Here is a 24,959-nt window from a genome sequence, read left to right on the forward strand (position 1 = left end):
GCTCAGGCGCCCGGGCGGGCGTGGCGGAAGCGGATGCGCGTGCCCGGCCGGGCCTGCGCGACGAGGTCGAGGCTCGCGTCCGTCACCACCGCGATCACGGGGTAGCCGCCGGTGACGGGGCCGTCCGCGAGCAGGATCGTGGGACGGCCGCTCGGCGGCACCTGCAGCGCGCCGGGCACCATCCCCTCACTCGCGAGCTCGCCGGTTCGCACGCGCGCCAGCTCGGGTCCGTCGAGGCGTGCGCCGACACGGTCGGCGTGGTTCGAGACGGTCCAGACCGTGTCGTAGAGGGCGGCGAGCGCCGCCGGGGCGAACCAGTCGGCCCGCGGACCCGGCGCGAGCTCCAGCTCGAGCTCCTCGTCGTGCGGCGGACCCCACCCGGCGGGCGGCGCCAACGGGATCGGCCCGGCCACGTCGTCGCGCACGCCCACGACCTCACCGGTGCGCAGCGCCGCGGGTCCGAGCCCCGCGAGCAGATCCGTCGCCCGCGAGCCGAGCGCGGCACGGGCGTGGAGCCCGCCACGGACGGCGACGTAACCGCGCGCACCGTGCGCGAACCAGTCGAGGTACAGCTCGGAGCCCGCCCGCCACTCGTGAGCCTCGTACGGATCCACCTCGCGCTCGTCGAGTCGCACCGTGCCCCACGCGCCGGTCACCGCGACCCACAGGTCGGCCTCGGCCACGGCGCGCAGCCCGCCCATCGTGACCTCGAGCCCGGCGGCCCCCTCAGGGTTGCCCACCAGGCGGTTCGCGGTGCGCAGCGCCCCGCGGTCGAGGGCCCCCGAGACAGCGACGCCGACCGACGCCGAGCCTTCGCGCCCCAGATCCTGCAGCGTCGTCAGAAGGCCCGATTCGACGACGCGGATGCTGCGGCCCGTCGCCACCGGTCCGGCAGGCGCTCCGGCATCCCCGGCAGGTGACCCCTCCCCTGTCGCGACCTGCCGCTCCGGCCGGCCGTTCGTGACGGGCGAGCGGCTCTCGATCGGGGTCGAGGGGGCTGCGGTGACTGCGGCGGACACGGGGCGGAACCGCACGCGCGCTCCGGGTTCGAGGAGCGCGGGGGACGCGGCATCCGGGTCGAAGAGGGGCGCCGTGGTCGTGCCGATGAGCCGCCAGCCGCCGGGGGTGTCGCGGGGGTAGGCGCCGCTGAAGACGCCGGCGAGTCCGACGGATCCGGCCGGCACGCGGGTGCGGGGCGACTCGAGCCGGGGCACGTCGAACGTCCAGTCGTCGCTCACGAGGTACCCGAAGCCGGGCGCGAAGCCCGTGAACGCGACCCGCCAGTCCGCCTCGGCGTGGCGCCGCGCGAGTTCGTGGGCGTCGACACCCAGCAGGCGCGCGGTGTCGGCCAGATCGGCCCCGTCGTACGCGATGTCGAGCTCGACGGGCGGGGCCGCAGCATCCGTCGCCTCCCGGGTCTCGGTCGCCGCGCCGAGCGCCCACGAGCGCGCAGCCGCCGGCGGAAGCACCCGCGGGTCGACCCGGACGAGCACTGTGCGCGCGGCAGGAACGAGGTCGATGACGCCATCCGGACGCGAGGCGGCGAGCGCGGCGTGCAGCGGGAGCACCTCATCGAGCGCGCTGACCTCCAGGAGGAACGCGCGCTCCCCCATCGCCCGCACGCGCGGGGTCACCATGGCGCCCGCACCTCCACGCCGGCGGCGTCGAGCGCCGCGCGCACGGCGCGGGCCATGTCGACCGCCGACGGCGAGTCGCCGTGCACGCACAGCGACGCGGCATCCGCGCGTACGAGGGAGCCGTCGATCGCCACGACCACGCCCTCGTCTGCGAGGAGGACGGCTCTCGCCGCCACCAGTGCGGGGTCGTCGAGCAGCGCGCCCGGCTGCGTGCGCGGCACGAGTGCGCCGTCCGGGAGGTAGCCGCGATCGAGGAACGCCTCGCGGACGAACGGCAGACCGACGGATGCCGCGGCCCGCACGATCTCGCCGCCCAGGCCCAGCACGGGCAAGGGCCGGCCGAGCAGCGCGGAGCGATCCGCGATCGCCCGGGCGACGGCGCCTGCCTGCTCCCGGTCGACGGTGACCGCGTGATACAGGGCGCCGTGGGGCTTGACGTAGCGGAGGTCGGCGCCGGCGTCGGCGAGCGCGGCGAGCTGCTCCGCGACCGTGGCGGCGAGCTCGGCGGGGTCGATCACGACGGCGACGCGGCCGAAGTTCGCGCGATCCGGGTACGACGGGTGGGCCCCGACGGCGACCCCGAAGCGCTGCGCGCGGACCACGGCCTCGCGCATCGACGCCGCATCGCCTGCGTGCCCGCCGCAGGCCACGTTGGCGCTCGAGATGACCGCGAACATCGCCTCGTCGTCGGCCGTGGGCACTCCCTCGACGGTCTCGCCGAGGTCCGCGTTGAGGTCGATCGCCGCCATGCTTCCACGGTATCCCCGCCCCACCCCCTGTTCGGGCGGCCGGCGAGGGGCGGCCGGGTGGCGCTCGGCCCGTGCGGCTAACGTGGAGGCCATGGCACGCGCGCGGGAGGAAGGATCCGTCCCCTCCGTCCGGCTCTCGGACGGAACGCTCGCCCGCGTGGTGCGCTCGCCGTTCGGCGGCGGGTGGGAGCTCGACGTCGACGGGACGCCGCAGTCGCACGTGGACCTCGACGATCCGACGCACCTGCACTTCGAGTACGTCGCGCGCATGGGCGCCGTGATCGACCGGCTGCGGATGCCCGGGCAGCCGCTCACCGCGATCCATCTGGGCGCCGGAGCGCTGACGATCCCGCGGTACATCGAGCAGACGCGTCCGGGCTCGCGGCAACAGGTGGTCGAGCTCGAGCCGGCGCTGTGGGACCTGGTGCGCGAGAACCTGCCGCTCCCCCGCGGTGCCTCGATCCGGGTGCGCATCGGCGACGCGCGCGAGACGCTCGGGCGCCTGCCCGCGGGTCTCGTGGGTGCTGCCGACCTCGTCGTCTCGGACGTGTACTCGGGCGCGCAGACACCCGCGCACCTCACGACCGTGGAGTTCTTCACCGAGGCCGCACGGTTCCTCGCCCCCGACGGAGTGCTCCTCGTGAACGTCGCCGACGGCGCGGGCCTCGCCTTCGCCCGCCGCGAGGTCGCGACCGTGCAGGCCGTGCTCGAGCACGTCATCGTGCTCGCCGAGGTGCAGACGCTCAAGGGCCGCCGCTTCGGCAACCTCGTGATCGCCGCATCGCGCGCGCCCCTTCCGACCGAGTGGCTCCCGCGCCTCATGGCCGCGGGTCCGCACCCCGCCAAGGTCGCCGAAGGACGCGAGCTCGACGAGTTCGCGCGCGGCGCGCGGGTGGCCACCGACGCCGACGCGACGCCGTCACCCAAGCCCTCGGCATCCGTCTTCACCCGCTGACGGTTCACGGATGCCGCGACCCGGCGTGGCACGACCGCGTCCCGGGAAGCGGCAAGGCACACTGGAGAGGCCACCGGCGCGGCGAAGGGAGTCAGACGTGAGCTACATCAGCGGGTACGACCCCGACACTCTCCGCGAGAAGGTGAACGCGAGCCAGTGCAAGGAGCGGCTCGAAGAGATCGGCGGTCAGCGCAGTCTTCCGGCGCTGCTCGAGCGCGTGTGGCTGCTCAAGGTCCTGGATCGCCCTGACGAGGCCCTCGTGATCTCGGAGCAGTCGGTGCGCGTCGCGCGCATGGCCGGCACCCGCAAGGACCTGCTGCGCGCCCGCATCCTGCACGCCACGGTGCTGCAGGCCCGCGGCGCGTACGCCGCCGCCGATCAGGAGCTCACCACGTGCGCCGAAGAGGCGGACGGGCAGGGCTGGGCCGGCATCGGCGCCTTCGCCTACCAGCACCGCGGCAAGGTCAACTACGACGCCGGCGACTTCGAGGCCGCCCGCAAGGACTTCAAGCGCGCACTGTTCCTGCGCCAGGAGTCCGGCGCCACCGAGGACCAGCTCGAGTCGACCCTCCTCGCGATCGACGCCGCCGACCGGCGCCGGGCCGCGGCATCCGTCGCCAGCTGAGGTGGGCACCCTGAGCCGGAGTGTCGGAGATACGTTCTAGTCTCGCGCACATGTCGGATCTGCATCGCGTGCGGCACTGGGCCGAGGCCCTCATCGCCCTCCACCTCGACGACTCGTGGAGCTTCGCGTTCGACAACGCGAAGCGCCGAGCAGGACTGTGCGACTACACGCACAAGCGCATCAGCGTCTCGCGCTACCTCGCGGCGCGGTACGACGACGACACCAACCACCAGACGCTGCTGCACGAGGTGGCCCACGCCCTCGCCGGGCCGCGTGCCGGCCACGGCGCGCGGTGGAAGGCCGTCGCGCGCGACCTCGGCTACGTCGGCGGCACCACGCACAACGGCGAGACGGCTACCGAGCTCGCGCCGTGGATCGGCGTCTGCCCCGCGGGGCACGTCGCGTACCGGCACCGCAAGGCGACCCGGCCGACGTCGTGCGCGAAGTGCGCCCCGCACTTCGACGAACGCCACGCCTTCACCTGGACACGCCGCGAGATCACGCGAGCGACGCGCCTGGCAGCGATGACCCCGCGCGACTGAGCCGCGTCAGTACGCGACGAACGCCCCGTCGCGCAGGACCGGGACGACGGATGCCGCATCCACCGCGGCCGCGTTCAGCACCTCGTCGCGGGCGTTCCCCGGTTGCTGAGCCGGTCGAAGCAGAAGTTCCTGCCCCGAGCCACTCGCAGTGAGCAGGTGCCGGACGGCGCCGCGCAGCCCGCGAAACGCCTCGCACGCCGCCGCCGCCTCGGGCGAGGTGTGGTCCACGCCGAGGCCGCCGAGCGCGTCGACGATCGCCCCTGCACCGAGCTGGTCCTCGACCGCGAACCGGAGTGGAGCGCCGGGGTCACGGCCGGCGAGCTCGCCCGCCGCGATCACGGCGATGCTCGTGCGCGCACCGCGCTCGTGCTGGAGGTCGAGCACGGCCCGGGCGACCGCGGCGGCGTTGCGGAGGCAGCCGCAGCACGACGGCGCCGGACTCCGCCGCCGCGTCGGCCACCGCCGCGCCGTTGATCGACACCGCGTGCGCCGAAGCGTCGAGGGCCACGGCTTCGCCCCGGGCGACGGCATCCGTCACCGTCGTGGAGAACCGGAGCACGTCCACGACCACCACGACGTCCGCGGGGGCGAGGCGACGGAGCCCTTCGATCCCCCAGTCGTGGCGGACCTGGTAGCGGTGCTGGTCGAACGGGCTCTCGGGCATCCGTCCAGCGTAGGCGGCAGCATCGCGCTTCCCGTCCTCGGTTGCCCGCGTTCGGATCGTGTGCTCTCACCGAGACGACACGTCCTGCCCGCGCATATCGTGTGCCCTCGGCGAGAGCACGCGATGTGGTCGCGCCGGCGGGCATGCGAGGGGGCCGGGCGGAACCTCGTTCCGCCCGGCCCCTGAACCCGCGTCGGTCAGCCGACGCGGCGGCGGCGCACCGCGAACACACCGAGCACGACCGCCGCGGCCGCGGCCAGCGCGAGCACCACGAGCATGGTCGTGGTGATGCCGGTCACGGCGAGCTCATCGGCCGACGGGCTGCCCGCGGCCTCCCCCGCCGGATCGCCCGACCCCGCCGAGCCGGCTGCCGGGTCGACGAACACGGTGTTCCAGCCGACCATCTCACCCTCGGCGGTGTACGCCGCGACGCGGTGCACACCGGCCGCGAGCGTCACGGGCGTCGTGACGGTGATCGCGCCGTCGGCCACGGTTCCCGAGCCGAGCGCCGTCGGGGCCGAGAAGGCGAAGGCGTTGATCGCGGCGCCTTCGTACCCTTCGGGCAGCGCGATCGTGATCGTGTCGCCGGGAGCGAACGTCTCGGGCGTGATGGTGATGCGGCCCTCGAGGTCGGGCATCGACTCGGGGTCGGCCGGCGTCCAGCCCGCGTCCTCGGCGATCACGACGACCGCCTCGTACGGCTCGCCGTCGCGGGTGCCGATCGACTGCACGAACGACAGCTCGTGCGTGCCCGATCCGGCGACGGCCTCGTCGAGCGCGATCGACCAGCGCCCGTCGGAGGCGACCTCGGCCGAGCCGCGGACCTCGCCCGCGACCTCGACGCGGACGGCGGCGCCGGCGTGGCCGGTGCCCTCGAACGCGGCGATCTCGGCATCGGCCGGCTGCACCTGGCTCAGGTCCGTCGCGAGCGTGAACGAGCCGCCGTCACCGTCGATGTCGACGCGGTTGTAGAGGAACTCGCCGGTGTCGAGCGCCTGCTCGACGATGCGGGTCTCGCCCACGCATCCGTGCCAGCCGTGGTCGGGCTCCGTGTACCAGGTCGACGTGCCGATCAGCCAGGGCATGTAGTCCTCGGCGACCATGCCGGCCACGCCCGACGCGTTGCGCAGCACCGGGACGCCGTCGACGTACATGATGACGGTGTTCTTGGCGGGGTCGTTGACGATGGCGACGTGGTGCCAGGCGCCGGGCATGATCTCACCCGACCACAGCGTGTACGAGTTCGAGCTCGCGGCGTCGGCCGCGGAGAACTGGTACTCCCGCAGGTTCGAGATGCCGAGCCACGAGACGCCGGCGCCCGGGTCGGAGCCGTCTTTGATCCCGGCCCACTCGCGCGCGCCGCCGCGGGTGAGCGCGGCGCTCCAGCGGTTGTCGGTCTCGGTCCAGTCGGCGTCGAGCTGCAGGAACGTCTCGATCGTGTAGCCCGCGTCCGAGTCCAGGTCGGCGAAGGTCGCCGGCGCGCCGTACTCGGTCGTCAGGAACGAGAGGCGGTCGGGCCCGCCGGCCGCGTCGCGGGAGACGTTCGTGAAGCACGAGGCGCCCGCGTCGGCCGAGTAGAACGCCGTGTTCTCGTGGGTGACGGTGAGGTCCTCGAGCTCTTCGGGCGCGTCGGTCTCGTCGATCGGGTTGCGGTGCATCGGGCTCTCGCCGGCGATGTCGGGCACGACGGTGTTCTCGTCGACCACGCCCTCCGCGACGTCGCCGAAGCGCCAGTGCGCGACGGTCCCGTCGGCCTCGATGTAGTCGGCCGGGCTGCCGGCGGGATGCAGCGCGGCGCCCGCGCCGTCACTGTCCCAGCCTTCGGACGCGATGGCCTTGGCGAGCTCGGACAGGTCGGCGCCGGTCTCGTCGGCGGGGTCCACGGTCCAGCCGAAGCGCGCGCCGAAGTCCAGGGGCAGGCTGAACGACTGCCAGGGGCCGTCGAGCACGGGGGCGTCCGACGAGGTCAGCGACGCCTCGTGCTTGACGGTGACCCACGGCGAGACCGTCTCGACGTCGATGGCGTTGTTCGACAGGTCGAATTCGAACAGCGACATGATGCCGTTGCCGCCGTCGGCGGCCATCTGGTAGTCGGTGAGCACCTGGTGCACGGGGTTGCCGGCGTCGTTGAGGCGCGTCTGCGAGGTCGCGCCGTGGAAGTGGCCGTTGAGCGTCAGGATGATCTGGTCGTTGTGGCGGATCAGCTTCTCCCAGAGCTCCTCACCCCACCCCCAGCTGGCGGGCGACACCTGGTCCTCGGCGATGTTGATGATCGCGTGCGACGACAGGATGACCGGCACGCCCGGGTGCGCGTCGAGGATGCCCTGCGCCCACGCGAACGTGTCGTCCGACGCGTTCCACGCCAGTGCGAGCGACATCCACGTGTGCCCCTCGGCTTCGAACAGGTACGCGCTCGACAGCCCGTCCTGGAACGTGCCGATCAGCGCCGGACCGGCCTGTGCGGCGAGGTCGGCCGCGCCGAAGCGGGCGAGGTAGTTGCCCGAGCTCGCCACCGACGAGCGGGCGCCGGAGTTCTTCACATCGTGGTTGCCGGGGACGACCGAGTACGGCATGCCGCCGTCCGTGAGGATGCGCATCGCCTTCTCGGCGGCATCCCATTCGGTGGCGACCCACTCCTGATCGACGACGTCGCCGACGTGCACCGTGAAGGGCATGTCGAGCTCGTCCTGGTGATCGACGATCCACTTCGCCTGCACCTGGAACGGGTTGGTGCCGTAGCTCGGCACGAACTGCGAGGCGCTGTAGCGGGAGTAGAACTGGGTGTCGGGCAGCACCGGCAGCACGAAGCTCGACCGGTCGCCGGCGGGCGCCTCGGCCGCGGCGGCCACGCTCGTGGCGGACGATGGGATGCTGCGGGGCGGCGCCTGCGGTGCGGCCGCTGCAGCGCCGCCCGTCGTGACGATGAGGCCTGCCGCGACGGCGAGCGACGCGGTGGCGAGCACGCCGCGGGCGCGGCGCGTTGCGGGGGAAGGCATCGGGGTTCCTTGCGAGTGGGGTTCGGGAGGGGTTGTGGCGGTGCGCATCATCAGCTCGCCGGCACGGTGCCGGGTCCGTAGACCTCGACCTCGGACAGCGACATCCAGGTGGCGGTCGACTTGTTGCCGATCGCGACGCGCACGCCGGTGGCGAGCACGGTCTCGCTGTCGACGACGAGGCTGAGGTCCGCCGTCGGGTTGGTGGCGGGCCACGTCGTGCTCTCGGCCGGAAGGTCGCGCCAGCCGCCGGTGAGCGTGCGGTACTGCACCGTCACCGAGCCGATGTTCTTCGTGCCGCCGATGTCGTACACCGCGGCACCGGTGATCTGACGCGGCGCGTCGAAGTAGAACGACACGGTGTTCGGGTTGACCCGGTTGGCCGCGCCGCCGCTGCGCCAGTCGGCGAAGCCGGGGACCGTTCGCACCCCGTCGGTCAGGGCGAAGCGGGTGTCGTCCTTGTGCGTGAAGGTGTAGTGCACGCCTGCCTCGCGGAGGATGTTGACCTCCTCGACGGCGACGACCGTGACGACGAGCTGCGCGGCGAAGCCGGTCGCGGCGGTCGCGGGCACGGTGAAGGTGCCTTCCTCGGCCATCGACGCGTCGGTCACCGCGGACCAGTCCCACGCGACCGGGGCCGTGACGGTGACGTCGGAGCCCGAGACGGTGCGCTCGACCTTGCTCGGGGCGAGCATCCGCAGCTGCGCCACCGTCATGCCCACGTGCGCCGACACGGGCACATCGCGGGCGGCGCCGAGCGACCCGACGAGGTATTCCGCGGCGACGGGCACTGCCTCGCCGAAGTATCCGGTCGCAGTGCCGGTGACACGGACGGTGCCTTCGGTCTGCCACGCGCCGGCTCCGGGGTCGGTCCACGCGATCGGGGTGAGCGTGTGGCTCAGCCCCCAGCTGTACGAGGCGACGAGCGAAGAGGGCAGCGTCGGGGCGACGCCCAGGTCGGTGCGGCCGGTCTGCGGCGCGACGGTCGCGTCGAGCGAGCGCAGGTACCACTTCTGCACCGCGGCGCTGCCGGCGTCGTAGGTCTGGATCTCGGCGCCGTCGGCGGTGGCCCAGTTGTACATGTCGAGCGCGGCGGTGGCGCCGTTCGTGTATGGACGCACGTTGTGCAGGTACACCGCGCCTCCGCCCGCATCGACGGCGCGCCACTGGGCGCCCGGGTCGGTCGCAGCCTCGGCGACCGTCAGATCCGAGATCTCCACGTAGCGCGCCCACGGGTCGTCGTTCGCCTTGCGCGCGAGCACGTCGCCGTCGGCGTTCGCGAACACGTAGGTGTCGGCGGCACCGGTCACGGGGTACGCCAGCACGGCTTGCGCGCGCAGGGAGGCGGCATCCGTCTCCTTCGAGAAGATCGCGGCAGCGGCGAGCCGAGGCGCGTCCGATGGGCCGGTCGACTGGGCGTCGTCGGCGCCGATCTCGAGCACCTTGCCGGCGGCGTGCACGTTCTCGATGAGATACGGCACCGGCTCGCCGAGCGTGGCCGTCGCCTCGGCGGGGGCCGATGCGACGGAGGGCGCGGCGATCGCCAAGGTGAGTGCGACGGCTCCGCCGATCGCGATGATGTGCCGGAGTGTCCGGCTGGGGTGGGGCCTCATTCCCGGGGTCCTTTCACGGCCGCGCTCGGGGCTGGCGCAGGCCAGGGCGAAGCTATCGAGCGGTTGTCCGGTACCGGAGAGCATCGGGTAAACGTTCACCGACGCCGAGGTGAATGTCGAGCGCTGCTCGGTTTTGTGGTATCCCCGGGCGGGAGCGTCCGCCCGGCCGCGCACGGATCGTGTGCTCTCACCGAGGCGACGCGTCGTGCACGCGCATCGTGTGATCTCGGCGAGATCGCACGATGTCGACGCGCGCGCAAGCCCGAGCCCCGCCGCGAGGCGGGTGCGACACTGGAGCGCATGCGGATTCTGCTGAAGTTCGTGATCGACTGCGACGCCGATGCCGCGTGGCGGGCGGTGCATTCGCCCCGAGCCGTCGCCGAGCTCTACGGCCCGCTGATGGACCTCGCTCCGCTCGTGCCGAGCGGGCTGCCGACGACGTGGACCCCCGGCGACGACGTGCCGGTGCAGCTGTCGGCGTTCGGCGCGGTGCCGATGGGGCGCCAGCTCATCCACGTCAGCGAGCGTTCGGTGGACGAGTCCGGCGGCCGCGTCCGGATCTTCCGCGACAGCGGCATCCCGCTCACGGGCCCGCTCGCCAGCCTCGACGTGTGGGACCACCAGATGGCGGTCTCGCCGGCGCCCGGTCAGCCCGGCAAGACGCTGTGGCGCGACCGGCTCGTCATCGGCGGCCCGACGGCACCCCTCCTGTGGCCGGTGCTGTGGGGCATGTGGCAATGGCGCGCCGCACGCGTGCGCGCCCTCGCGCCCTCGTGGGCCCACGACCCCGAACTCGTCGACGAGGAGTGAACAGGATGCTGCGGGCCGCAGCATCCGTTCCCATCACGCCTGCGGGATCACCGTCAGCACGCGCGCGGTGTACTCCAGGAACTTCACCATGAAGGTGCGGAGGAACTCCTCCGTCGAGGCGACGGTCACCTCGCCGTCGGCCTCGATGAGCCCAGGCGTGAAGTGGATGTACGCCTCGGGGGTGGTCATCTGGCGTGCGTTGAGGAAGCTCAGGGTGCTCCGCAGCGACTGCTGGCCGACGGCGGTGCCGATCTGCCCGGGCGAGGCGCCGATGACGGCGACCGGCTTGTCGCTCCACGCGTTCTGACCCCACGGCCGGCTGCCCCAGTCGATCGCGTTCTTGAGCGCGCCGGGGATCGAGCGGTTGTACTCGGGCGTCACGAAGAGCAGCGCGTCGGAGGAGCGCACCGCCTCCTTGAAGTCGAGCGCCGGCTGCGGGTAGTCGGCGTCGAGGTCGCGGTTGTACAGCGGGAGATCGGCGTACGAGATCTCGAAGAACTCGAGTTCGGGCGGCGCGAGGCGCTGCAAGGCGAGTGCCAGACGCCGGTTGACGGATTCGCGAGAGAGGCTGCCGACGATGACGCCGACGCGATAGGGCGGTTCGTGCTCGACGATCTCGATCTGCATGCGGCCAGCCTGCACCCGTGCAACCGCTCACGCACCCCCTTGCGCTCGGGACCCCGCGGGTATCAGGCCTGCGCGGCGACCCTCTTCCAGAGCGGGGCAAGTCGCTGCATTGTGGAGCCGTAGACCCTGGGGGTGTGACATGGCGGACGGTGTCGAATACGCGGAACCGGCCGACGAACCGCGCACGCACGTGACGCTGCGGCTCATCGCGCAGGATCCGTCGGTGAGCGGGGACGACGCGAGCATCCTCACCGCCAACGTGAAGGTGCCGTGGTCGCGCATGGAGGACGGACCCCGCGGAGCCCGCCTGCACGTGGTCGATTACGACACCGCCACCGGCCGCTACGTCAAGCATGAGCCGCTGGGCAAGGACGACCTCTTCGCGGAGGCGACCGACGACGTGCTGCGCACCGACTGGGCCTTCCATGCGCAGCATGTGTACGCGACCGCCGCGCGCACGCTCGCGACGTTCGAGACGGCATTGGGCCGGCGGCTTCCGTGGGGGTTCCGCAGCCACCAGCTGTTCCTCGTGCCGCACGCGTTCGCCGAGGCGAACGCCTACTACTCGTTCGAGGACCGCGCGCTGCTGTTCGGCTACGTGCCGCCTGCGGACCCGACCGGAGACACGATCTACACGTGCCTGAGCCACGACGTGGTGGTGCACGAGACGACGCACGCCGTGCTCGACGGACTGCGGGGCCGGTTCCTCGAGCCGAGCCTCCCCGACCAGGCCGCGTTCCACGAGGGCTTCGCCGACATCGTGGCGCTGCTCTCGGTGTTCTCGATGCGCCCCGTCATCGAGCAGGCGCTCGGCAAGCCCGACAAGAGCGGGCGCATCCCGAGAAGCCACGTGGAGCCCGAGGCGCTGCGCAGGAACATGCTCGCCCGCGTCGCCGAGCAGATCGGCAGCGTGCTGACGCAGGGCCGCGGCGCGCTGCGGGAGTCGGCGCTGACTCCGCCGCCCGCGGACTGGGCGAAGCAGGCCGACTTCCTCGAGCCGCACCGGCGCGGCGAGGTGCTGGTGGCGATCGCCTTCGATCTGCTCATCGACATCTGGTACATGCGGCTGCAGGCGCTGTTCTCGCGGCCGAACGGCGAGGCGGCGACCGGCAAGGGGATCACCGTCGACCGGGCCCGGGCCGCCGAGGAGGGTGCGAAGGCGGCGTCCCAGCTGCTCACGATGCTGATCCGCGGCCTCGACTACTTGCCGCCCGTCGAGTTCGACTTCGGCGACCTCCTCAACGCGGTGCTGCTGGCAGACAACGAGGTCGTGCCCGACGACGACCTCGGCTATCGCAAGCTCCTCGTCGACGGGTTCGCCAAGGCCGGCATCAAGCTCCCGTCCGGTCGGGTGACCGACGTGCTCGAGTCGGAGCTGCCGCCGCGCTACCTCGGGATCAACTTCGCGGGTCTCCGCAGCGACCGTGACGAGGTGTCGCGATTCCTCTGGCAGAACGCCCGCCGCCTCGACGTGTCGACCGACTACTACACCGTGATCGAGTCGGTGCTCCCGACGCAGCGGATCGGTCCCGACGGACTGATCGTGCCGGAGTCGGTCGCCACGTACGTCCAGATGGCCGACATGACCGCGCGGGAGTTCACCGACGAGTCGGGGCTCCAGCTCTCCCCGCTGATCGATCCGAGCACGCCCGTGCAGCTGTTCGGCGGCGGGACGCTGATCTTCGACCAGTTCGGCCGGCTCAAGCTGCACATCCACAAGCGGCTCGACGACTGGCGTCGCCAGCAGCTGCGGCTCGACCACCTCGCCCGCACGGGCCGCATGGACTCGAAGCGCCGCCTCGGTTTCTCGGACGGGGCGGCCCGCGGGCAGACGTTCGCCGAGCTGCACCGCACCGAGCAGAGCTCCGGGGAGACATGGTGAGCACTCCGATCCGCGTTCGCGTCCGCATGTACCAGGTCGGCTTCGGCGATTGCTTCCTGGTGTCCGTCGAGTACGACGAGCCCCTCCCCGACGGCCGCGCCGAGCGGCACATCCTCATCGACTACGGCACGAGCCACTCCCCCCGCGAAGGCATGGCCCGGGGCCGTATGGGCGACGTCGCCGCGTTGATCGAGAAGCACACGGGCGGCCGGCTCGACGTGCTCGTGGTCACCCACCGCCACCGGGACCACCTGCGCGGGTTCGAGGTCGACGCGGGCGCGGCGATCATGAAGAAGCTCGCGCCCACGCTCGTGCTGCGGTCGTGGACCGAGGATCCGAAGCTGTCGGCGACGGCGAACGGCCCCGGCGACCCGGGCCTCGCTGCGGCCGAGCCGCCGAACGGCCTCACCAGCGCGTCCGTGCGGTACGCCGCGCTGCTCGCACAGGCCCAGGAGCACGTCGCCAAACTGACCCAGCTCGTGGGGCTCGACGACGATGTCAGGGCCGCCGCCGAGGACCAGCTCAAGAACGCCGAAGCGGTGGCCCTGCTGGACGAACTGTCGCTCGACGACCGGGGCCGCTACCTGCACGCCGGGATGGACTCGGGCATCGACGACCTGGTGCCGGGGATGCGCACGACCGTGCTCGGCCCTCCCACCGTGGACCAGGACCCGCGCGTCGCGAAGCAGCGCGAGGACGACCCGGAGTACTGGCTCCGCGCGCTCGGCGCCTCCCTGCGCGTCGTCGGCTCGGCCGCCGACGTCGGCGCCCCCGCCCCGATCGCGCACGGTCCCGGTCCGGTGCGCTGGCTCATCGACCGCCTCGCGAACCAGCGGTCGCACTCGGCGGCGCGTCTGGTGCGCGACCTCGACGACGCCCTCAACAACACGAGCATCATCCTGCTGCTGGAGATCGAGGGACTGTCGATGCTGTTCCCGGGCGATGCGCAGATCGAGAACTGGCGGCTCACGCTCGAGCGCCTCACGGACGAGCCGCAGCTTCGCGAGCGGCTCGCCGGCATCGACCTGTACAAGGTCGGTCACCACGGCAGCCGCAACGCCACGCCCCGTTCGCTGCACGCGCTGTGGAAGGACCGCAAGCCCGACCGTCCCCGGCTCGCCGCCGTCATGTCGACCCGCCAGGACGTCCACGGCGAGGGCGACGGCGCCGTGCCGCAGCCGCAGCTCGTCACCGCCCTCCGCGAGGTCGCCGACCTCTACTCGACCGACGACCTCACCAGCGGTGAGGAGTGGATCGAGCTCGAGGCCGACGCCGCGCACGGCCCCTTCCGTCAGGTCCCGTTCGTTCGCCCCGGTCGTTGAGCGAGCGAGGAACGAGCGAGTCGAAACGCCCCGGGCTTCCGAGGAAACCCAGGACGTTTCGACTTCGGGCGCTGGAGCGCCCTCCGCTCAACGACCGGGGAGAACGCCGGCCTCAGTCCGCGAGCGCCTCGACCGGGACGACCCGCGTCGCGAGCCGCGTCGGGACGACCGCCGCGACGAGGGTGAGCACCGCCGTCGCGACCACGATGATCGCCACGGGGAGCCACGGCACGGCGGGCGCGACGAGCGTCGGCGACGAGAACGACGGCGGCATCGGCACGGCGCCGAGCAGCGACTGCGCCCCGGCCCAGCCGTAGGCGATGCCGAGCACGAGGCCCGTGATGGTCGCGGTGATCGTGATGTGCGCGGCCTCGAGCAGCACCATGCGGCGCACCTGCCCGGTCGAGACGCCGAGCGCGCGCAGGAGCCCCAGCTCGCGGCGGCGCTGCACCACGCCGATCGTGAGGAGGTTCACGAGCCCCACCGCGGCGATGACCGCCGAGACCGCGACGAGACCCATCATGGTCCCGGCGAACGTGTCGAGCAGCGTGGTCATCTCCTGCGGGGCCTCGCCGCCGGCCGACGTCGTCAACACGGCCTTCACGGTCTCGAGCGCGACCGCGAACATCGTCACGAGCGTCACGCCCATCACGACGCCGATCGCCATGCGGCTGGAGCGCTCCGGGTAGCGCAGCGCGTTCTCCGACGCCAGCCGCGCCGTCGCCGACGCACCGAACAGCTTGCCCACGAGCCGCAGGACCGGAGGCATCACGAGCGTGGCGCCGAGCGCGAGCCCGGTGAACGAGAAGATCCCGCCGAAGAACGCGACGATCACCCCGAGCGGCGACACCAGTCCGAGGGCGATGCCTCCCGCGAGCAGCGCCCCGCCGATCGCGAACAGCGTGATCGCCGCGCCGTTGCGTGCTCCCCTGCGGGTGAACGCGTCGTGGGATGCCTCGACCGAGCCGCCGAGCGCCTGCAGCGGCGTGACGGTCAGCACGCGCCGGGACCCCGCCCACGCGGCTGCCCACGTCGTGAGCGCGACCACCACCGCCGGGACCACGAGCACCGGCTGGACGACGGCGTACTCCACGTCCGCGATGCCGAACGCGACACCCGCGAGCACGACGCCCGCCCACGACGCGAGCGTCCCGCCGACGAGCCCGAGCACGGCGCCGATGACGCCGACGACGAGCCCCTGGCGCGCGACCTCGGAACGCTGCGAGCGCGCCGAGGCGCCGATCAGCCGCAGCAGCGCGATGCGCCGCGTACGCCCCGCGATGACCGTGGCGAAGGTGTTCGCGGTGACGATGGCCGCGACGTACACCGCGACGCCGATCAGCAGGAAGCTCATGATCGCGAGCACCACGGCCAATGTGCCGCTCTCGCCGATGAACGGATCGGCCTTCAGCACGGCGGCGATGAATCCGGTCGCGCTCAGCAGGATCGCACCGAACGCGCTCGAGATCGCGGCGACCAGGATGCTCGCGCCCATCCCGCGCTCCCGCAGCCACCCGAGCGGGGCGGCGGCGCCTCGGGGGACGGATGCCGCGGACCGCGGGACCCGCGCGGTCTCGGCGATCGCGGTCACGATGCCACCGCCGCGGCGCCCGCGCCGAGCTCGGACGCGAGCATGTAGGCCGAGATCTCCTCGGCGCTCTGGCGCGGCTTGTCGGCGACGATGCGTCCGTCGCCGAGGAACAGCACGCGGCCCGCGTGGGAGGCCGCGACCGGGTCGTGCGTGACCATGGCGATGGACTGGCCGTGCTCGCGCGTGGCGGCGGAGAGGAGCATGAGCACCTCGCGGCCCGAGCGCGAGTCGAGGTTGCCCGTGGGCTCGTCGGCGAAGACCAGGTCGGGTGCGGTGGCGAGCGCGCGGGCGATCGCGACGCGCTGCTGCTGGCCGCCCGACAGCTGGTGGGGGCGGTGGTTCAGGCGCGACGCGAGCCCCAGGCGCTCGACGAGGCCGTCGATCCGCGCCCGCTCGAGCGTCGTCGGCCGGCGGCCGTCGAGGTCGAACGGCAGCAGGATGTTGCCCAGCGCGTCGAGCGTGGGTACGAGGTTGAACGCCTGGAACACGAACCCGACGCGGCGGCGCCGCAGGATCGTGAGCTCGAGGTCCGAGAGGCCGGTGATGTCGGTGTCGCCGATCCACGCGCGCCCCGACGAGGGGGCGTCGAGTCCCGCCATGATGTGCATGAGCGTCGACTTGCCCGAGCCCGACGGGCCCATGATCGCGGTGAACTCGCCGCGGCGGATGCCGACGCTCACGCCGTCGAGCGCGTGCACCGTGCTCTCGCCGGTTCCGTAGGTCTTGGTGAGCTGCTGCACCCGGGCGGCCAGGCCCAGGTCGGTCGATGAGAGTTCCATGCTTCGACGGTAGGAACGACCCGGTGTCGCCCGCGTCGCCCGGGAGAGGCATCCGTCTACATCTCGAGGATGACCTTCCGCGCGCCGGTGCTCAGGACTAGCCTCGCGGGGAGCCCGAACACCGACGCGAGGAGCAACGATGCCCGCCACGCCCCTGCCGCCCAGCGGCGATCTGCCCGGCGGTCCGAAGACGTGCGATGCGAGCGGGATGGCCGAGATCCACCGCATGTTCACGCGCGGGTTCGGCGAGGGCCCGGACCTCGTGCGCGGCGTGCGCGAGGGCGACACGGCACACGCCGCCGCGGTCGCGACGCAGCTCGAGACGCTGTCACTGGGTCTGCACGCCCACCACGAGGGCGAGGACGAGCGGTTGTGGCCCGCGCTCGACGAGCGCGCACCGTCGTGCGCCGCGCACGTCGAGCGCATGAAGGCGCAGCACGCCGAGCTGCTCGTGCACCTGACGGCGCTCGACCTGGCGCTGCCCGCGTGGCGGGCGTCGGCCGCGGCGACGGATGCCGAGCCGGTGCTGTCCGCACTCGCCGGCGTGAACAAGGCGATGGCCGTGCACCTCCCCGACGAGGAGACCAACATCGTGCCGGTGATGGAGTACACCATCACCGAGCCCGAGATCGAGTGGTTCGCGGAGCACGGCCGCAACGCGATCCCGAAGGGCCAGACCTGGCAGCAGCTCGGCGAGATCCTCGCGGCGCAGCCGGACGGCGGCGACGAGTGGCTCCACAAGCACATGCCCGCGCCAGGCCGGCTGGCGTGGCGACTGATCGGGCGACGCGCCTACGCCAAGCATCGCGCCGCCCTCGAGGGCCGCTGAGCGCTATGCGAGGCCGTGCTCGAAGGCGAAGACCACGAGTTGCACGCGGTCGCGCAGGCCGAGCTTCGTGAGGATGCGGCTGATGTGCGTCTTCACCGTCGCCTCCGACAGGTATTCGCGCGCGGCGATCTCGGCGTTCGAGAGCCCGCGTGCGGCGAGCGCGAAGATCTCGCGCTCGCGCTCGGTGAGCTCCGCGTAGGCGGCCGGGACAGGCCGGGGCGCAGCATCCGTGAATCTCTCGAACAGCTCTCGCGTGGCGGATGCTGCGATCACGGCCGACCCCGCATGCACGGTGCGGATCGCCGCGAGGAGGAACTCGGGGTCGGCGTCCTTGAGGAGGAACCCGCTCGCGCCCTGGCGGATCGCGCGGGCGGCGGCCTCGTCGAGGTCGAACGTCGTCAGCATCACGATGCGCGGAGGCTCCGGGTCGGTGAGCAGCTCGGCCGTGGCGGCGAGGCCGTCCATGACGGGCATGCGGATGTCCATGAGGACGACGTCGGGCCGCGACTGGCGCACGGCGTCGATCGCCTCGCGACCGTCGGATGCCTCGGCCACCACCTCGAGGTCGGGTTGCGAGTCCACGAGCATGCGGATGCCGGCGCGGAACAGCGACTGGTCGTCGACGAGCGCGACGCGGATCATGCGGGTCCTCCCAGGGGAATGGTGGCACGCACGATGAAGGCGCCGCCTTCGTCGGCGGCGTCGAGCCGGCCGCCGGCGAGCTGGGCGCGCTCCCGCATGCCGATGATGCCGTGGCCCGACCGTCCGGGCTGCGAGCCCGGGGAGACGGGATTGCGGACGTCGAGCTCGACGCGGTCCGGGAGCCACGACAGCCGCACGTCGACCGAGCCGCCGGGCGCGCCGTGCCGGAGCGTGTTGGTGAGCGCCTCCTGCAGGATGCGGTACACCGCGAGTTGCACGGCCGCCGGGGGCTCGCCCGGAGGCGCAGGGTCGACGTCGACCCGCAGCTGCACCCCGGCCGTGCGCACCTGGGCGTACAGCTCCTCGAGATCGGCGATGGTGGGCTGCGGCCCGTCGCCCTGGCGGTGCCGCAGCTGCCCGAGCAGCAGCCGCACGTCGGCGAGGGCCGAGCGGGCGGTGGTCGAGATCGTCGCGAGGGCGTCGGTCGCGATCGCGGGATCGGATGCTGCCGCGTAGCGTGCGCCGTCGGCCTGGGCGATCACCACCGCGAGCGAGTGGGCGACGACGTCGTGCATGTCGCGAGCAATGCGCACGCGCTCCTGCTCGGCCGCGGTCTCGGCCTCGGCGCGCTGCTGGGCCTCGCGATTCTCGCGCGCCCGCACGGCGGTGCGCACGAGGGCGCCGACCGTCCACGACAGCCCGAGCGCGAACGCGCCCGCGACGAGCACGACGAGCGCCAGCGGCAGCGTCTGCCACGACAGCCCGCCGCCGGCGAACACCGGGCCGGCGAAGAGGTAGACGGTGATCACGAGCGCTCCGACGAGCGCCGAGGCGAAGCCGGCCCAGTAGACGAGCCGGGTCCCGTAGGCGGCGGTCGTGTAGAGGATGCCGAAGATGGCGACGTCCGAGAAGCTGGGCGGGCGTCCGAGCCCCATCTGCACGAGAGCCCCGACCCACGCGATGCCGAGGGCGAGCGGAGGTGACAGCCGGCGGAGCGCCAGGGCGCCGCTGAACAGGGCGGCGATGAGCAGGCCGGTGATGATCTGGCCGAGGGACCCGAGCCGGTACTCGAGGCCCAGCGTGCCGGTCGACAGCACCGTCTCCACCGGCCACGCGATGAGGAAGAAGCCGACTGCCACGATGACGTCGACGACGAGCTGGGACGTCTTCAGGCGGCGGAACACCGTCTCACGCTACGCGAGCGCCTCGCGCCGAGGCATCCGTCCCGCGCTGTATCCGTCAGGGGCGGGGATCATTCGAGGGATGTACGGACCGGATGCCGCAGCATCCCGTTCCCCTGGATCCATAAGGTCTGCCCAGCCGACCATTGCGCCGCACCGGGCAAGGCTTTACTGTCGCGTCACAGGCCGAAACCGACGGGAAACGTCGGATCGCCAGGATCGGGAAGCGGGGCTGCTCCATCGATCGGACCCCGCCCGACCCGCCCGAGGGACGGACGAACACGGCGCCAGCCGGTTCATGAACGGAGAGACGATGACGACGGTACGCGCGGCGATTTCGCAGACCACCTGGACGGGCGACAAGGAGTCGATGCTCGACAAGCACGAAGGGTTCGCGCGGGACGCCGCGGCCCAGGGTGCGCAGGTGGTGTGCTTCCAGGAGCTGTTCTACGGTCCCTATTTCGGGATCACGCAGGACAAGAAGTACTACCGCTTCGCGGAGTCGTCGGAGGGGCCGATCGTGCAGCGCTTCGCCGCGATCGCTAAGGAGCTCGGGATCGTCACCGTGCTGCCGATCTACGAGGAGGCGGAGACCGGCGTGTACTACAACACGGCCGTGCTCGTCGACGCCGACGGCACCATCCTCGGCAAGTACCGCAAGCACCACCTCCCGCACCTCGACCGGTTCTGGGAGAAGTTCTACTTCCGGCCGGGCAACATGGGCTACCCCGTGTTCGACACCGCCGTCGGCCGGATCGGCATGTACATCTGCTACGACCGCCACTTCCCCGAGGGATGGCGCGAACTCGGCCTGAACGACGCCCACATCGTCTTCAACCCGAACGCCACCAAGCCCGGTCTCTCGAACCGGCTGTGGGAGGTCGAAGGTCCGGCCGCCGCCGTCGCGAACGGGTACTTCGTGCTGCAGCCGAACCGCGTGGGTCGCGAGGACAACGAGTACGGCGACCTCGCCGTCGACTTCTACGGCACGAGCCAGGTCATCGATCCGCGGGGCAACTTCGTCGGCGAGCGCGGCTCGGGCACCCACGAGGAGCTGCTGGTGCGCGACCTCGACCTCGAGATGGTGCGCGAGATGCGCGACGACTGGCAGTTCTACCGCGATCGCCGCCCCGACTCCTACACGAAGATCGCGAAGCCGTGATTTCGACAAGCTCAATCACCGGAGAATGACATGGCGACGACACTGATCAAGGGCGGCACCGTCGTCTCGGCGACGGGCCGGGGCGAAGCGGACGTGCTCATCGACGGCGAGACGATCACCGCGGTGCTCGCGCCCGGCTCGCAGCTTCTCGGGACGGATGTCGCGGCATCCGTCGACACCGTCATCGACGCCACCGGAAAGTACGTGATCCCGGGCGGCATCGACGCGCACACCCACATGGAGCTGCCGTTCGGCGGCACCAACGCGTCCGACACGTTCGAGACCGGCACGCGCGCAGCGGCGTGGGGCGGCACGACGAGCATCATCGACTTCGCCGTGCAGCGCTACGGCGAGCGCGTGCAGGACGGCCTCGCCGCCTGGCACGAGAAGGCCGCGGGCAACTGCGCGATCGACTACGGCTTCCACCAGATCGTCGGCGGCGTCGACGACGACTCCCTCGCCGCGATGCGAGGACTCGTCGACGAGGGGGTGTCCAGTTTCAAGCTCTTCATGGCCTACCCCGGCGTCTTCTACTCCGACGACGCCCAGGTGCTGAAGGCGATGCAGGTCTCGCAGGAGACCGGACTCCTCACGATGATGCACGCGGAGAACGGGCCGGCGATCGACGTGCTGGCGGCGCAGCTGGCCGAGGCCGGCAAGAAGGCGCCGTACTACCACGGCATCGCCCGCGCCTGGCAGATGGAGGAGGAGGCCACGCACCGCGCGATCATGCTCGCGAACCTCACCGGTGCCCCGCTGTACGTCGTGCACGTGTCGGCGAAGCAGGCCGTCGACCAGCTCGCGTGGGCGCGCGACCAGGGCTGGAACGTCTTCGGCGAGACGTGCCCGCAGTACCTGTACCTCTCGCTCGAGGAGCAGCTGGGCGCGTTCAGCGAGGAGTGGGGGCAGTTCGAGGGCGCCAAGTGGGTGTGCTCGACGCCGCTGCGCTCGCGTCAGGAGGGCCACCAGCACCACATGTGGCAGGCGCTGCGCACGAACGACATCCAGATGGTGTCGACCGACCACTGCCCGTTCTGCATGAAGGGCCAGAAGGAGCTCGGGCTCGACGACTTCCGCGCGATCCCGAACGGCATCGGCTCGGTCGAGCACCGCATGGACCTCATGTACCAGGGCGTCGTGACCGGCAAGATCACGCTCGAGCGGTGGGTCGAGCTCACCTCGACCACCCCGGCGCGCATGTTCGGCCTGTACGGGCGCAAGGGTGTCATCCAGCCCGGCGCCGACGGCGACGTCGTGGTCTACGACCCGAACGGCCACACCTCGATCGGGTTCGGTGAAGGCAGGACCCACCACATGAACATGGACCACTCCGCCTGGGAGGGCTACGAGATCGACGGGCACGTCGACACCGTCATCTCGCGCGGCAAGGTCGTGGTCGACGGCGGCCAGTACCTCGGCGCCAAGGGCGACGGCCGGTTCCTCAAGCGCGGCCTGTCGCAGTACCTGATCTGAGGAGCAGCCCATGGACTTCGGTGTCGTCCTCCAGACCAATCCGCCCGCCGCGCGCACGGTGCAGCTCGCGAAGCTCGCCGAGGCGCACGGCTTCAGCCACGTGTGGACGTTCGACTCGCACCTGCTGTGGCAGGAGCCGTACGTCATCCACTCCGCGATCCTCGCCGAGACCAAGCGCGTCACGGTGGGGCCGTTCGTGACCAACCCCGCGACGAGGGACTGGACGGTCACGGCATCCGTCTTCGCCACGCTCAACGAGATGTACGGCAACCGCACGATCTGCGGCATCGGCCGCGGCGACTCGGCGGTGCGGGTGACGAACGGCCGGCCCACGACGATGGCCGAGCTGCGCGAGTCGATCCACGTGATCCGCGAGCTCGCCAACTCGCGGGCCGTGGAGTACAAGGGCGCCACGCTGCAGTTCCCGTGGAGCCGGGGATCCGAGCTCGACGTCTGGGTCGCCGCGTACGGGCCGATGGCGCTGAAGCTCACCGGCGAGGTGGGCGACGGCTTCATCCTTCAGCTCGCGGACGCCGACATCGCCGCCTGGATGATCAAGACGGTGAAGGATGCCGCGGCCGCTGCCGGCCGCGACCCCGAGTCGCTGGCATTCTGCGTGGCGGCGCCGATGTACATCGGCGACGACTGGGAGCACATGCGCGAGCAGTGCCGCTGGTTCGGCGGCATGGTCGGCAACCACGTCGCCGACATCGTGGCGAAGTACGGCCATCACGGCGAGGGGGTGCCCGAAGCGCTCACCGACTACATCGAGCGGCGCCAGGGCTACGACTACAACACCCACGGCAAGGCCGACAACGATCACGTCGACTTCGTGCCGGACGACATCGTCGACCGGTTCTGCATCCTCGGCACGGCCGACGAGCACATCGCGAAGCTCGAGCAGCTGCGCGAGCTCGGCGTGACGCAGTTCGCCGGCTACCTGCAGCACGACAACAAGGAGGAGACCCTCCGTGTCTACGGCGAGACGGTGATCCCGGCGCTGTCGGCCCACGTGACGGCGAAGAAGTGACGGCGGCCGCATGAGGCCCATCGGCTGGTCGGCCCGGCGACAGGGCGAGCTGCGGGGGTGGATCGCGGCAGGATGGGGCGCGCTCGGGGTACTCGCGGTGCTGGTGCTCTGGGAGCTGTACAAGTTCGCCGGGCCGAGCGAAGGATTCGTCGTCGGCGCCGTGCCGGGAGAGTCCGGCTCGGGTGTCATGCTGCTCCCCCGTACCCACGACCGCGCGATGCCGCACGTGTGGGACATGGCCGCACGGCTGTTCGCCCCGACCAGCGGCGGCGACACCCCGCCGCTGTGGGTCTCGGTGGCGGGCGCGGCGCTCGTGACGCTCGGGATCGCGGCCGTCGGCTGGCTGATCGGCGTCGCCGTGGGCGCGGTGCTGGGTCTCGTGATGCAGCGCTGGCGACTGCTGGAGTGGGGGCTTCTCCCCTGGATCGTCGTGAGCCAGATCGTGCCGCTGATCGCGTTCGCGCCCGTGGTCAACGCGATCGGCAACCAGATCGACCGCGGCGGCGGCACCTGGCCGCAGTGGCTGTCGGTGGCCGTCATCGCGTCGTACCTCGCGTTCTTCCCGGTCGCCGTCGGCGTGCTGCGCGGACTCGCGTCGCCCGACCGCATCCACCTCGACCTCATGAATAGCTACGCCGCCGGCTACTGGGCGACCCTGTTCCGGCTCCGCCTTCCCGCCGCGGTCCCCCACCTCCTCCCCGCACTGCGGCTTGCGGCCGCGAACGCGGTGCTCGGCGCCGTCGTCGCCGAGGTGTCGATCGGCATGCGCGGCGGCATCGGCCGCATGCTCATCCAGCTCGCGGGTCAGGCCTCGTCGGACCCCGCGGCGCCGTGGGGTCCCACCTTCGGCTCGATCGCCCTGGGCCTCATCGCCGCCGGCTCCGTCGCCCTCATCGGTCTCGGACTCGCCAACTACCGCAGAGGAGAAGCGACCGCATGACCACGAGACCGGTTGCTGAGCCTGTCGAAGCACAGGGACCGTTCGCCGTCCACGCCGCCGGCGTCGGGAAGGTCTTCCCGACGAAGACCGGGGAGGTCGTCGCGCTGACCGACGTCGAGCTCGAGGTCTCGGCCGGAGAGTTCGTGTCGCTCATCGGGCCGTCCGGCTGCGGCAAGTCCACGCTGCTGCGCCTCATCGCCGACCTCGATCAGGCCACGAGCGGAACCCTCGAGATCTTCGGCAAGCCCGCCAAGCGCGCCCGGATCGACCAGGACTACGGCATCGCCTTCCAGCAGGCCGGGCTCCTGCCCTGGCGCACGGTGGGCGCGAACATCGGCCTGCCGCTCGAGCTCCACGGCACGGGCAAGTCCGATCGCGCCGCACGCGTCGCCGAGCTCGCCGAACTCGTCGGCCTCTCGGACTTCTCAGGCCGGTACCCCGATCAACTATCCGGCGGCATGCAGCAGCGCGTCGCGATCGCACGGGCGCTCGCGGCGCGGCCGAAGCTCCTCCTCATGGACGAGCCGTTCGGCGCGCTGGACGAGATGACCCGCGAGCGTCTGCAGTCCGAGCTCACCCGCATCGCCGCCGAGACCTCCGCCGCAGTGGTGTTCGTGACGCACTCGATCCCCGAGGCGGTCTTCCTCTCCGACCGCGTCGTCGTGATGAGCCCGCGTCCCGGCCGCATCACCGACGTCATCGAGACGGGCCTGGGCGACGTGCGGGACGAGGCCCTGCGGGAGTCGCCGGAGTTCTTCGACCGCGTCACCGCGGTCCGCGAGGCGCTCCACGGCACCCCCGTCACGAGGGCGAGCGAATCATGACGGTCCCCACGCCCCCTCCACGCAGCGCTGGCGCGCTGCGCGGAGCCTCCGGGCGCGTGGGCCCAGCTGCGACCACGATGCTCCCGGCT

At 72.0% G+C, this 24,959-nt stretch carries 23 protein-coding genes; 12 read left to right on the top strand and 11 right to left on the bottom strand.

Features of this window, described 5'->3' with window-relative positions:
- Positions 1 to 2: 2 nt before the first annotated feature.
- On the bottom strand, positions 3 to 1,637 hold the full coding sequence (locus ACFVSU_RS15675) for a 5-oxoprolinase/urea amidolyase family protein (RefSeq protein ID WP_387144755.1): 1,635 nt from the start codon (positions 1,635 to 1,637) through the stop codon (positions 3 to 5).
- Complete coding sequence (locus tag ACFVSU_RS15680; RefSeq protein WP_387144758.1) at positions 1,631 to 2,386, bottom strand: LamB/YcsF family protein; 756 nt, start codon at positions 2,384 to 2,386, stop codon at positions 1,631 to 1,633. Before ACFVSU_RS15680 ends, ACFVSU_RS15675 begins: the two co-directional genes overlap by 7 nt.
- A 91-nt stretch (positions 2,387 to 2,477) precedes the next feature.
- Between ACFVSU_RS15680 and ACFVSU_RS15685 the strand changes: the two genes are divergently transcribed.
- The 3 genes from ACFVSU_RS15685 (at position 2,478) to ACFVSU_RS15695 (ending at position 4,508) form a co-directional block, all read left to right on the top strand.
- Entirely contained in the window at positions 2,478 to 3,341 is an 864-nt protein-coding gene (locus ACFVSU_RS15685) for a spermidine synthase (RefSeq protein ID WP_387144760.1), read from the top strand.
- A 97-nt stretch (positions 3,342 to 3,438) separates the two neighbouring features.
- Positions 3,439 to 3,966 (top strand): hypothetical protein, encoded by a 528-nt coding sequence (locus tag ACFVSU_RS15690; protein ID WP_387144763.1) that lies wholly within the window; start codon positions 3,439 to 3,441, stop codon positions 3,964 to 3,966.
- Positions 3,967 to 4,016: 50 nt separating this feature from the next.
- The gene (locus ACFVSU_RS15695) at positions 4,017 to 4,508 is read left to right on the top strand and encodes a SprT-like domain-containing protein (RefSeq protein ID WP_056372354.1); all 492 of its coding nucleotides are present in this window, start codon (positions 4,017 to 4,019) and stop codon (positions 4,506 to 4,508) included.
- A 6-nt stretch (positions 4,509 to 4,514) separates the two neighbouring features.
- On the opposite strand, the gene ACFVSU_RS15700 is transcribed toward ACFVSU_RS15695, so the two are convergent.
- The 4 genes from ACFVSU_RS15700 to ACFVSU_RS15715 all read right to left on the bottom strand — a co-directional run bounded on the left by ACFVSU_RS15700 (position 4,515) and on the right by ACFVSU_RS15715 (position 9,778).
- Entirely contained in the window at positions 4,515 to 4,892 is a 378-nt protein-coding gene (locus ACFVSU_RS15700; RefSeq protein ID WP_387144766.1) for a hypothetical protein, read from the bottom strand.
- Positions 4,816 to 5,172, bottom strand: coding sequence for a hypothetical protein (locus ACFVSU_RS15705; RefSeq protein ID WP_387144770.1), 357 nt, complete (start codon positions 5,170 to 5,172; stop codon positions 4,816 to 4,818). The genes ACFVSU_RS15700 and ACFVSU_RS15705 overlap by 77 nt, the downstream gene beginning before the upstream one ends.
- 197 nt (positions 5,173 to 5,369) lie before the next feature.
- The gene (locus tag ACFVSU_RS15710) at positions 5,370 to 8,168 is read right to left on the bottom strand and encodes a LamG-like jellyroll fold domain-containing protein (RefSeq protein ID WP_387144773.1); all 2,799 of its coding nucleotides are present in this window, start codon (positions 8,166 to 8,168) and stop codon (positions 5,370 to 5,372) included.
- Between the two features lie 50 nt (positions 8,169 to 8,218).
- On the bottom strand, positions 8,219 to 9,778 hold the full coding sequence (locus ACFVSU_RS15715; protein WP_387144776.1) for an Ig-like domain-containing protein: 1,560 nt from the start codon (positions 9,776 to 9,778) through the stop codon (positions 8,219 to 8,221).
- A gap of 300 nt (positions 9,779 to 10,078) precedes the next feature.
- Between ACFVSU_RS15715 and ACFVSU_RS15720 the strand changes: the two genes are divergently transcribed.
- Positions 10,079 to 10,588, top strand: coding sequence for a hypothetical protein (locus ACFVSU_RS15720; RefSeq protein WP_387144779.1), 510 nt, complete (start codon positions 10,079 to 10,081; stop codon positions 10,586 to 10,588).
- Positions 10,589 to 10,621: 33 nt separating this feature from the next.
- Here the strand turns inward: ACFVSU_RS15720 and ACFVSU_RS15725 are convergent, their stop codons facing one another.
- On the bottom strand, positions 10,622 to 11,215 hold the full coding sequence (locus ACFVSU_RS15725; protein WP_387144782.1) for an NADPH-dependent FMN reductase: 594 nt from the start codon (positions 11,213 to 11,215) through the stop codon (positions 10,622 to 10,624).
- Between the two features lie 139 nt (positions 11,216 to 11,354).
- Here ACFVSU_RS15725 and ACFVSU_RS15730 point away from each other — a divergent pair, with 139 nt between their 5' ends.
- Together ACFVSU_RS15730 and ACFVSU_RS15735 are read left to right on the top strand one after the other, a co-directional pair.
- Positions 11,355 to 13,097 carry a hypothetical protein gene (locus ACFVSU_RS15730; protein ID WP_387144785.1) on the top strand — a complete coding sequence of 581 codons (1,743 nt, stop codon included), beginning with the start codon at positions 11,355 to 11,357 and terminating at the stop codon, positions 13,095 to 13,097.
- Positions 13,094 to 14,419, top strand: coding sequence for a hypothetical protein (locus ACFVSU_RS15735; RefSeq protein ID WP_387144788.1), 1,326 nt, complete (start codon positions 13,094 to 13,096; stop codon positions 14,417 to 14,419). Before ACFVSU_RS15730 ends, ACFVSU_RS15735 begins: the two co-directional genes overlap by 4 nt.
- A 112-nt stretch (positions 14,420 to 14,531) precedes the next feature.
- Here ACFVSU_RS15735 and ACFVSU_RS15740 read toward each other — a convergent pair whose 3' ends face one another.
- Together ACFVSU_RS15740 and ACFVSU_RS15745 are read right to left on the bottom strand one after the other, a co-directional pair.
- Positions 14,532 to 16,010, bottom strand: coding sequence for an FtsX-like permease family protein (locus ACFVSU_RS15740; RefSeq protein ID WP_387144791.1), 1,479 nt, complete (start codon positions 16,008 to 16,010; stop codon positions 14,532 to 14,534).
- On the bottom strand, positions 16,007 to 16,789 hold the full coding sequence (locus ACFVSU_RS15745; RefSeq protein ID WP_387144794.1) for an ABC transporter ATP-binding protein: 783 nt from the start codon (positions 16,787 to 16,789) through the stop codon (positions 16,007 to 16,009). Before ACFVSU_RS15745 ends, ACFVSU_RS15740 begins: the two co-directional genes overlap by 4 nt.
- A 139-nt stretch (positions 16,790 to 16,928) precedes the next feature.
- On the opposite strand from ACFVSU_RS15745, the gene ACFVSU_RS15750 reads away from it, so the two are divergent.
- Positions 16,929 to 17,618: a hemerythrin domain-containing protein gene (locus ACFVSU_RS15750; RefSeq protein ID WP_387144797.1), complete on the top strand. Its 690-nt coding sequence runs from the start codon at positions 16,929 to 16,931 to the stop codon at positions 17,616 to 17,618.
- Between the two features lie 3 nt (positions 17,619 to 17,621).
- Here ACFVSU_RS15750 and ACFVSU_RS15755 read toward each other — a convergent pair whose 3' ends face one another.
- Together ACFVSU_RS15755 and ACFVSU_RS15760 are read right to left on the bottom strand one after the other, a co-directional pair.
- Positions 17,622 to 18,260: a response regulator gene (locus ACFVSU_RS15755; protein ID WP_387144800.1), complete on the bottom strand. Its 639-nt coding sequence runs from the start codon at positions 18,258 to 18,260 to the stop codon at positions 17,622 to 17,624.
- Positions 18,257 to 19,444, bottom strand: coding sequence for a sensor histidine kinase (locus tag ACFVSU_RS15760; protein WP_387144803.1), 1,188 nt, complete (start codon positions 19,442 to 19,444; stop codon positions 18,257 to 18,259). Before ACFVSU_RS15760 ends, ACFVSU_RS15755 begins: the two co-directional genes overlap by 4 nt.
- A gap of 310 nt (positions 19,445 to 19,754) precedes the next feature.
- Here ACFVSU_RS15760 and ACFVSU_RS15765 point away from each other — a divergent pair, with 310 nt between their 5' ends.
- Genes ACFVSU_RS15765 through ACFVSU_RS15785 form a run of 5 tightly spaced genes read left to right on the top strand, consistent with a single transcriptional unit; the run spans position 19,755 to position 24,870 of the window.
- Entirely contained in the window at positions 19,755 to 20,603 is an 849-nt protein-coding gene (locus ACFVSU_RS15765) for a nitrilase-related carbon-nitrogen hydrolase (RefSeq protein ID WP_310288259.1), read from the top strand.
- Positions 20,604 to 20,633: 30 nt separating this feature from the next.
- A complete protein-coding gene (gene hydA, locus ACFVSU_RS15770; protein WP_387144806.1) occupies positions 20,634 to 22,076 on the top strand; it encodes a dihydropyrimidinase in 1,443 nt (480 codons plus the stop codon).
- 10 nt (positions 22,077 to 22,086) lie between these two features.
- On the top strand, positions 22,087 to 23,106 hold the full coding sequence (locus tag ACFVSU_RS15775) for a TIGR03842 family LLM class F420-dependent oxidoreductase (protein WP_387144809.1): 1,020 nt from the start codon (positions 22,087 to 22,089) through the stop codon (positions 23,104 to 23,106).
- A 10-nt stretch (positions 23,107 to 23,116) separates the two neighbouring features.
- Positions 23,117 to 24,046, top strand: a complete 930-nt coding sequence (locus tag ACFVSU_RS15780; RefSeq protein ID WP_387144812.1) for an ABC transporter permease — start codon at positions 23,117 to 23,119, stop codon at positions 24,044 to 24,046.
- The gene (locus ACFVSU_RS15785) at positions 24,043 to 24,870 is read left to right on the top strand and encodes an ABC transporter ATP-binding protein (RefSeq protein WP_387144815.1); all 828 of its coding nucleotides are present in this window, start codon (positions 24,043 to 24,045) and stop codon (positions 24,868 to 24,870) included. The genes ACFVSU_RS15780 and ACFVSU_RS15785 overlap by 4 nt, the downstream gene beginning before the upstream one ends.
- Positions 24,871 to 24,959: the final 89 nt, after the last annotated feature.

The organism is Microbacterium sp. NPDC058062 (assembly GCF_042885375.1).
Classification (GTDB): Bacteria; Actinomycetota; Actinomycetes; order Actinomycetales; family Microbacteriaceae; genus Microbacterium; species Microbacterium trichothecenolyticum_C.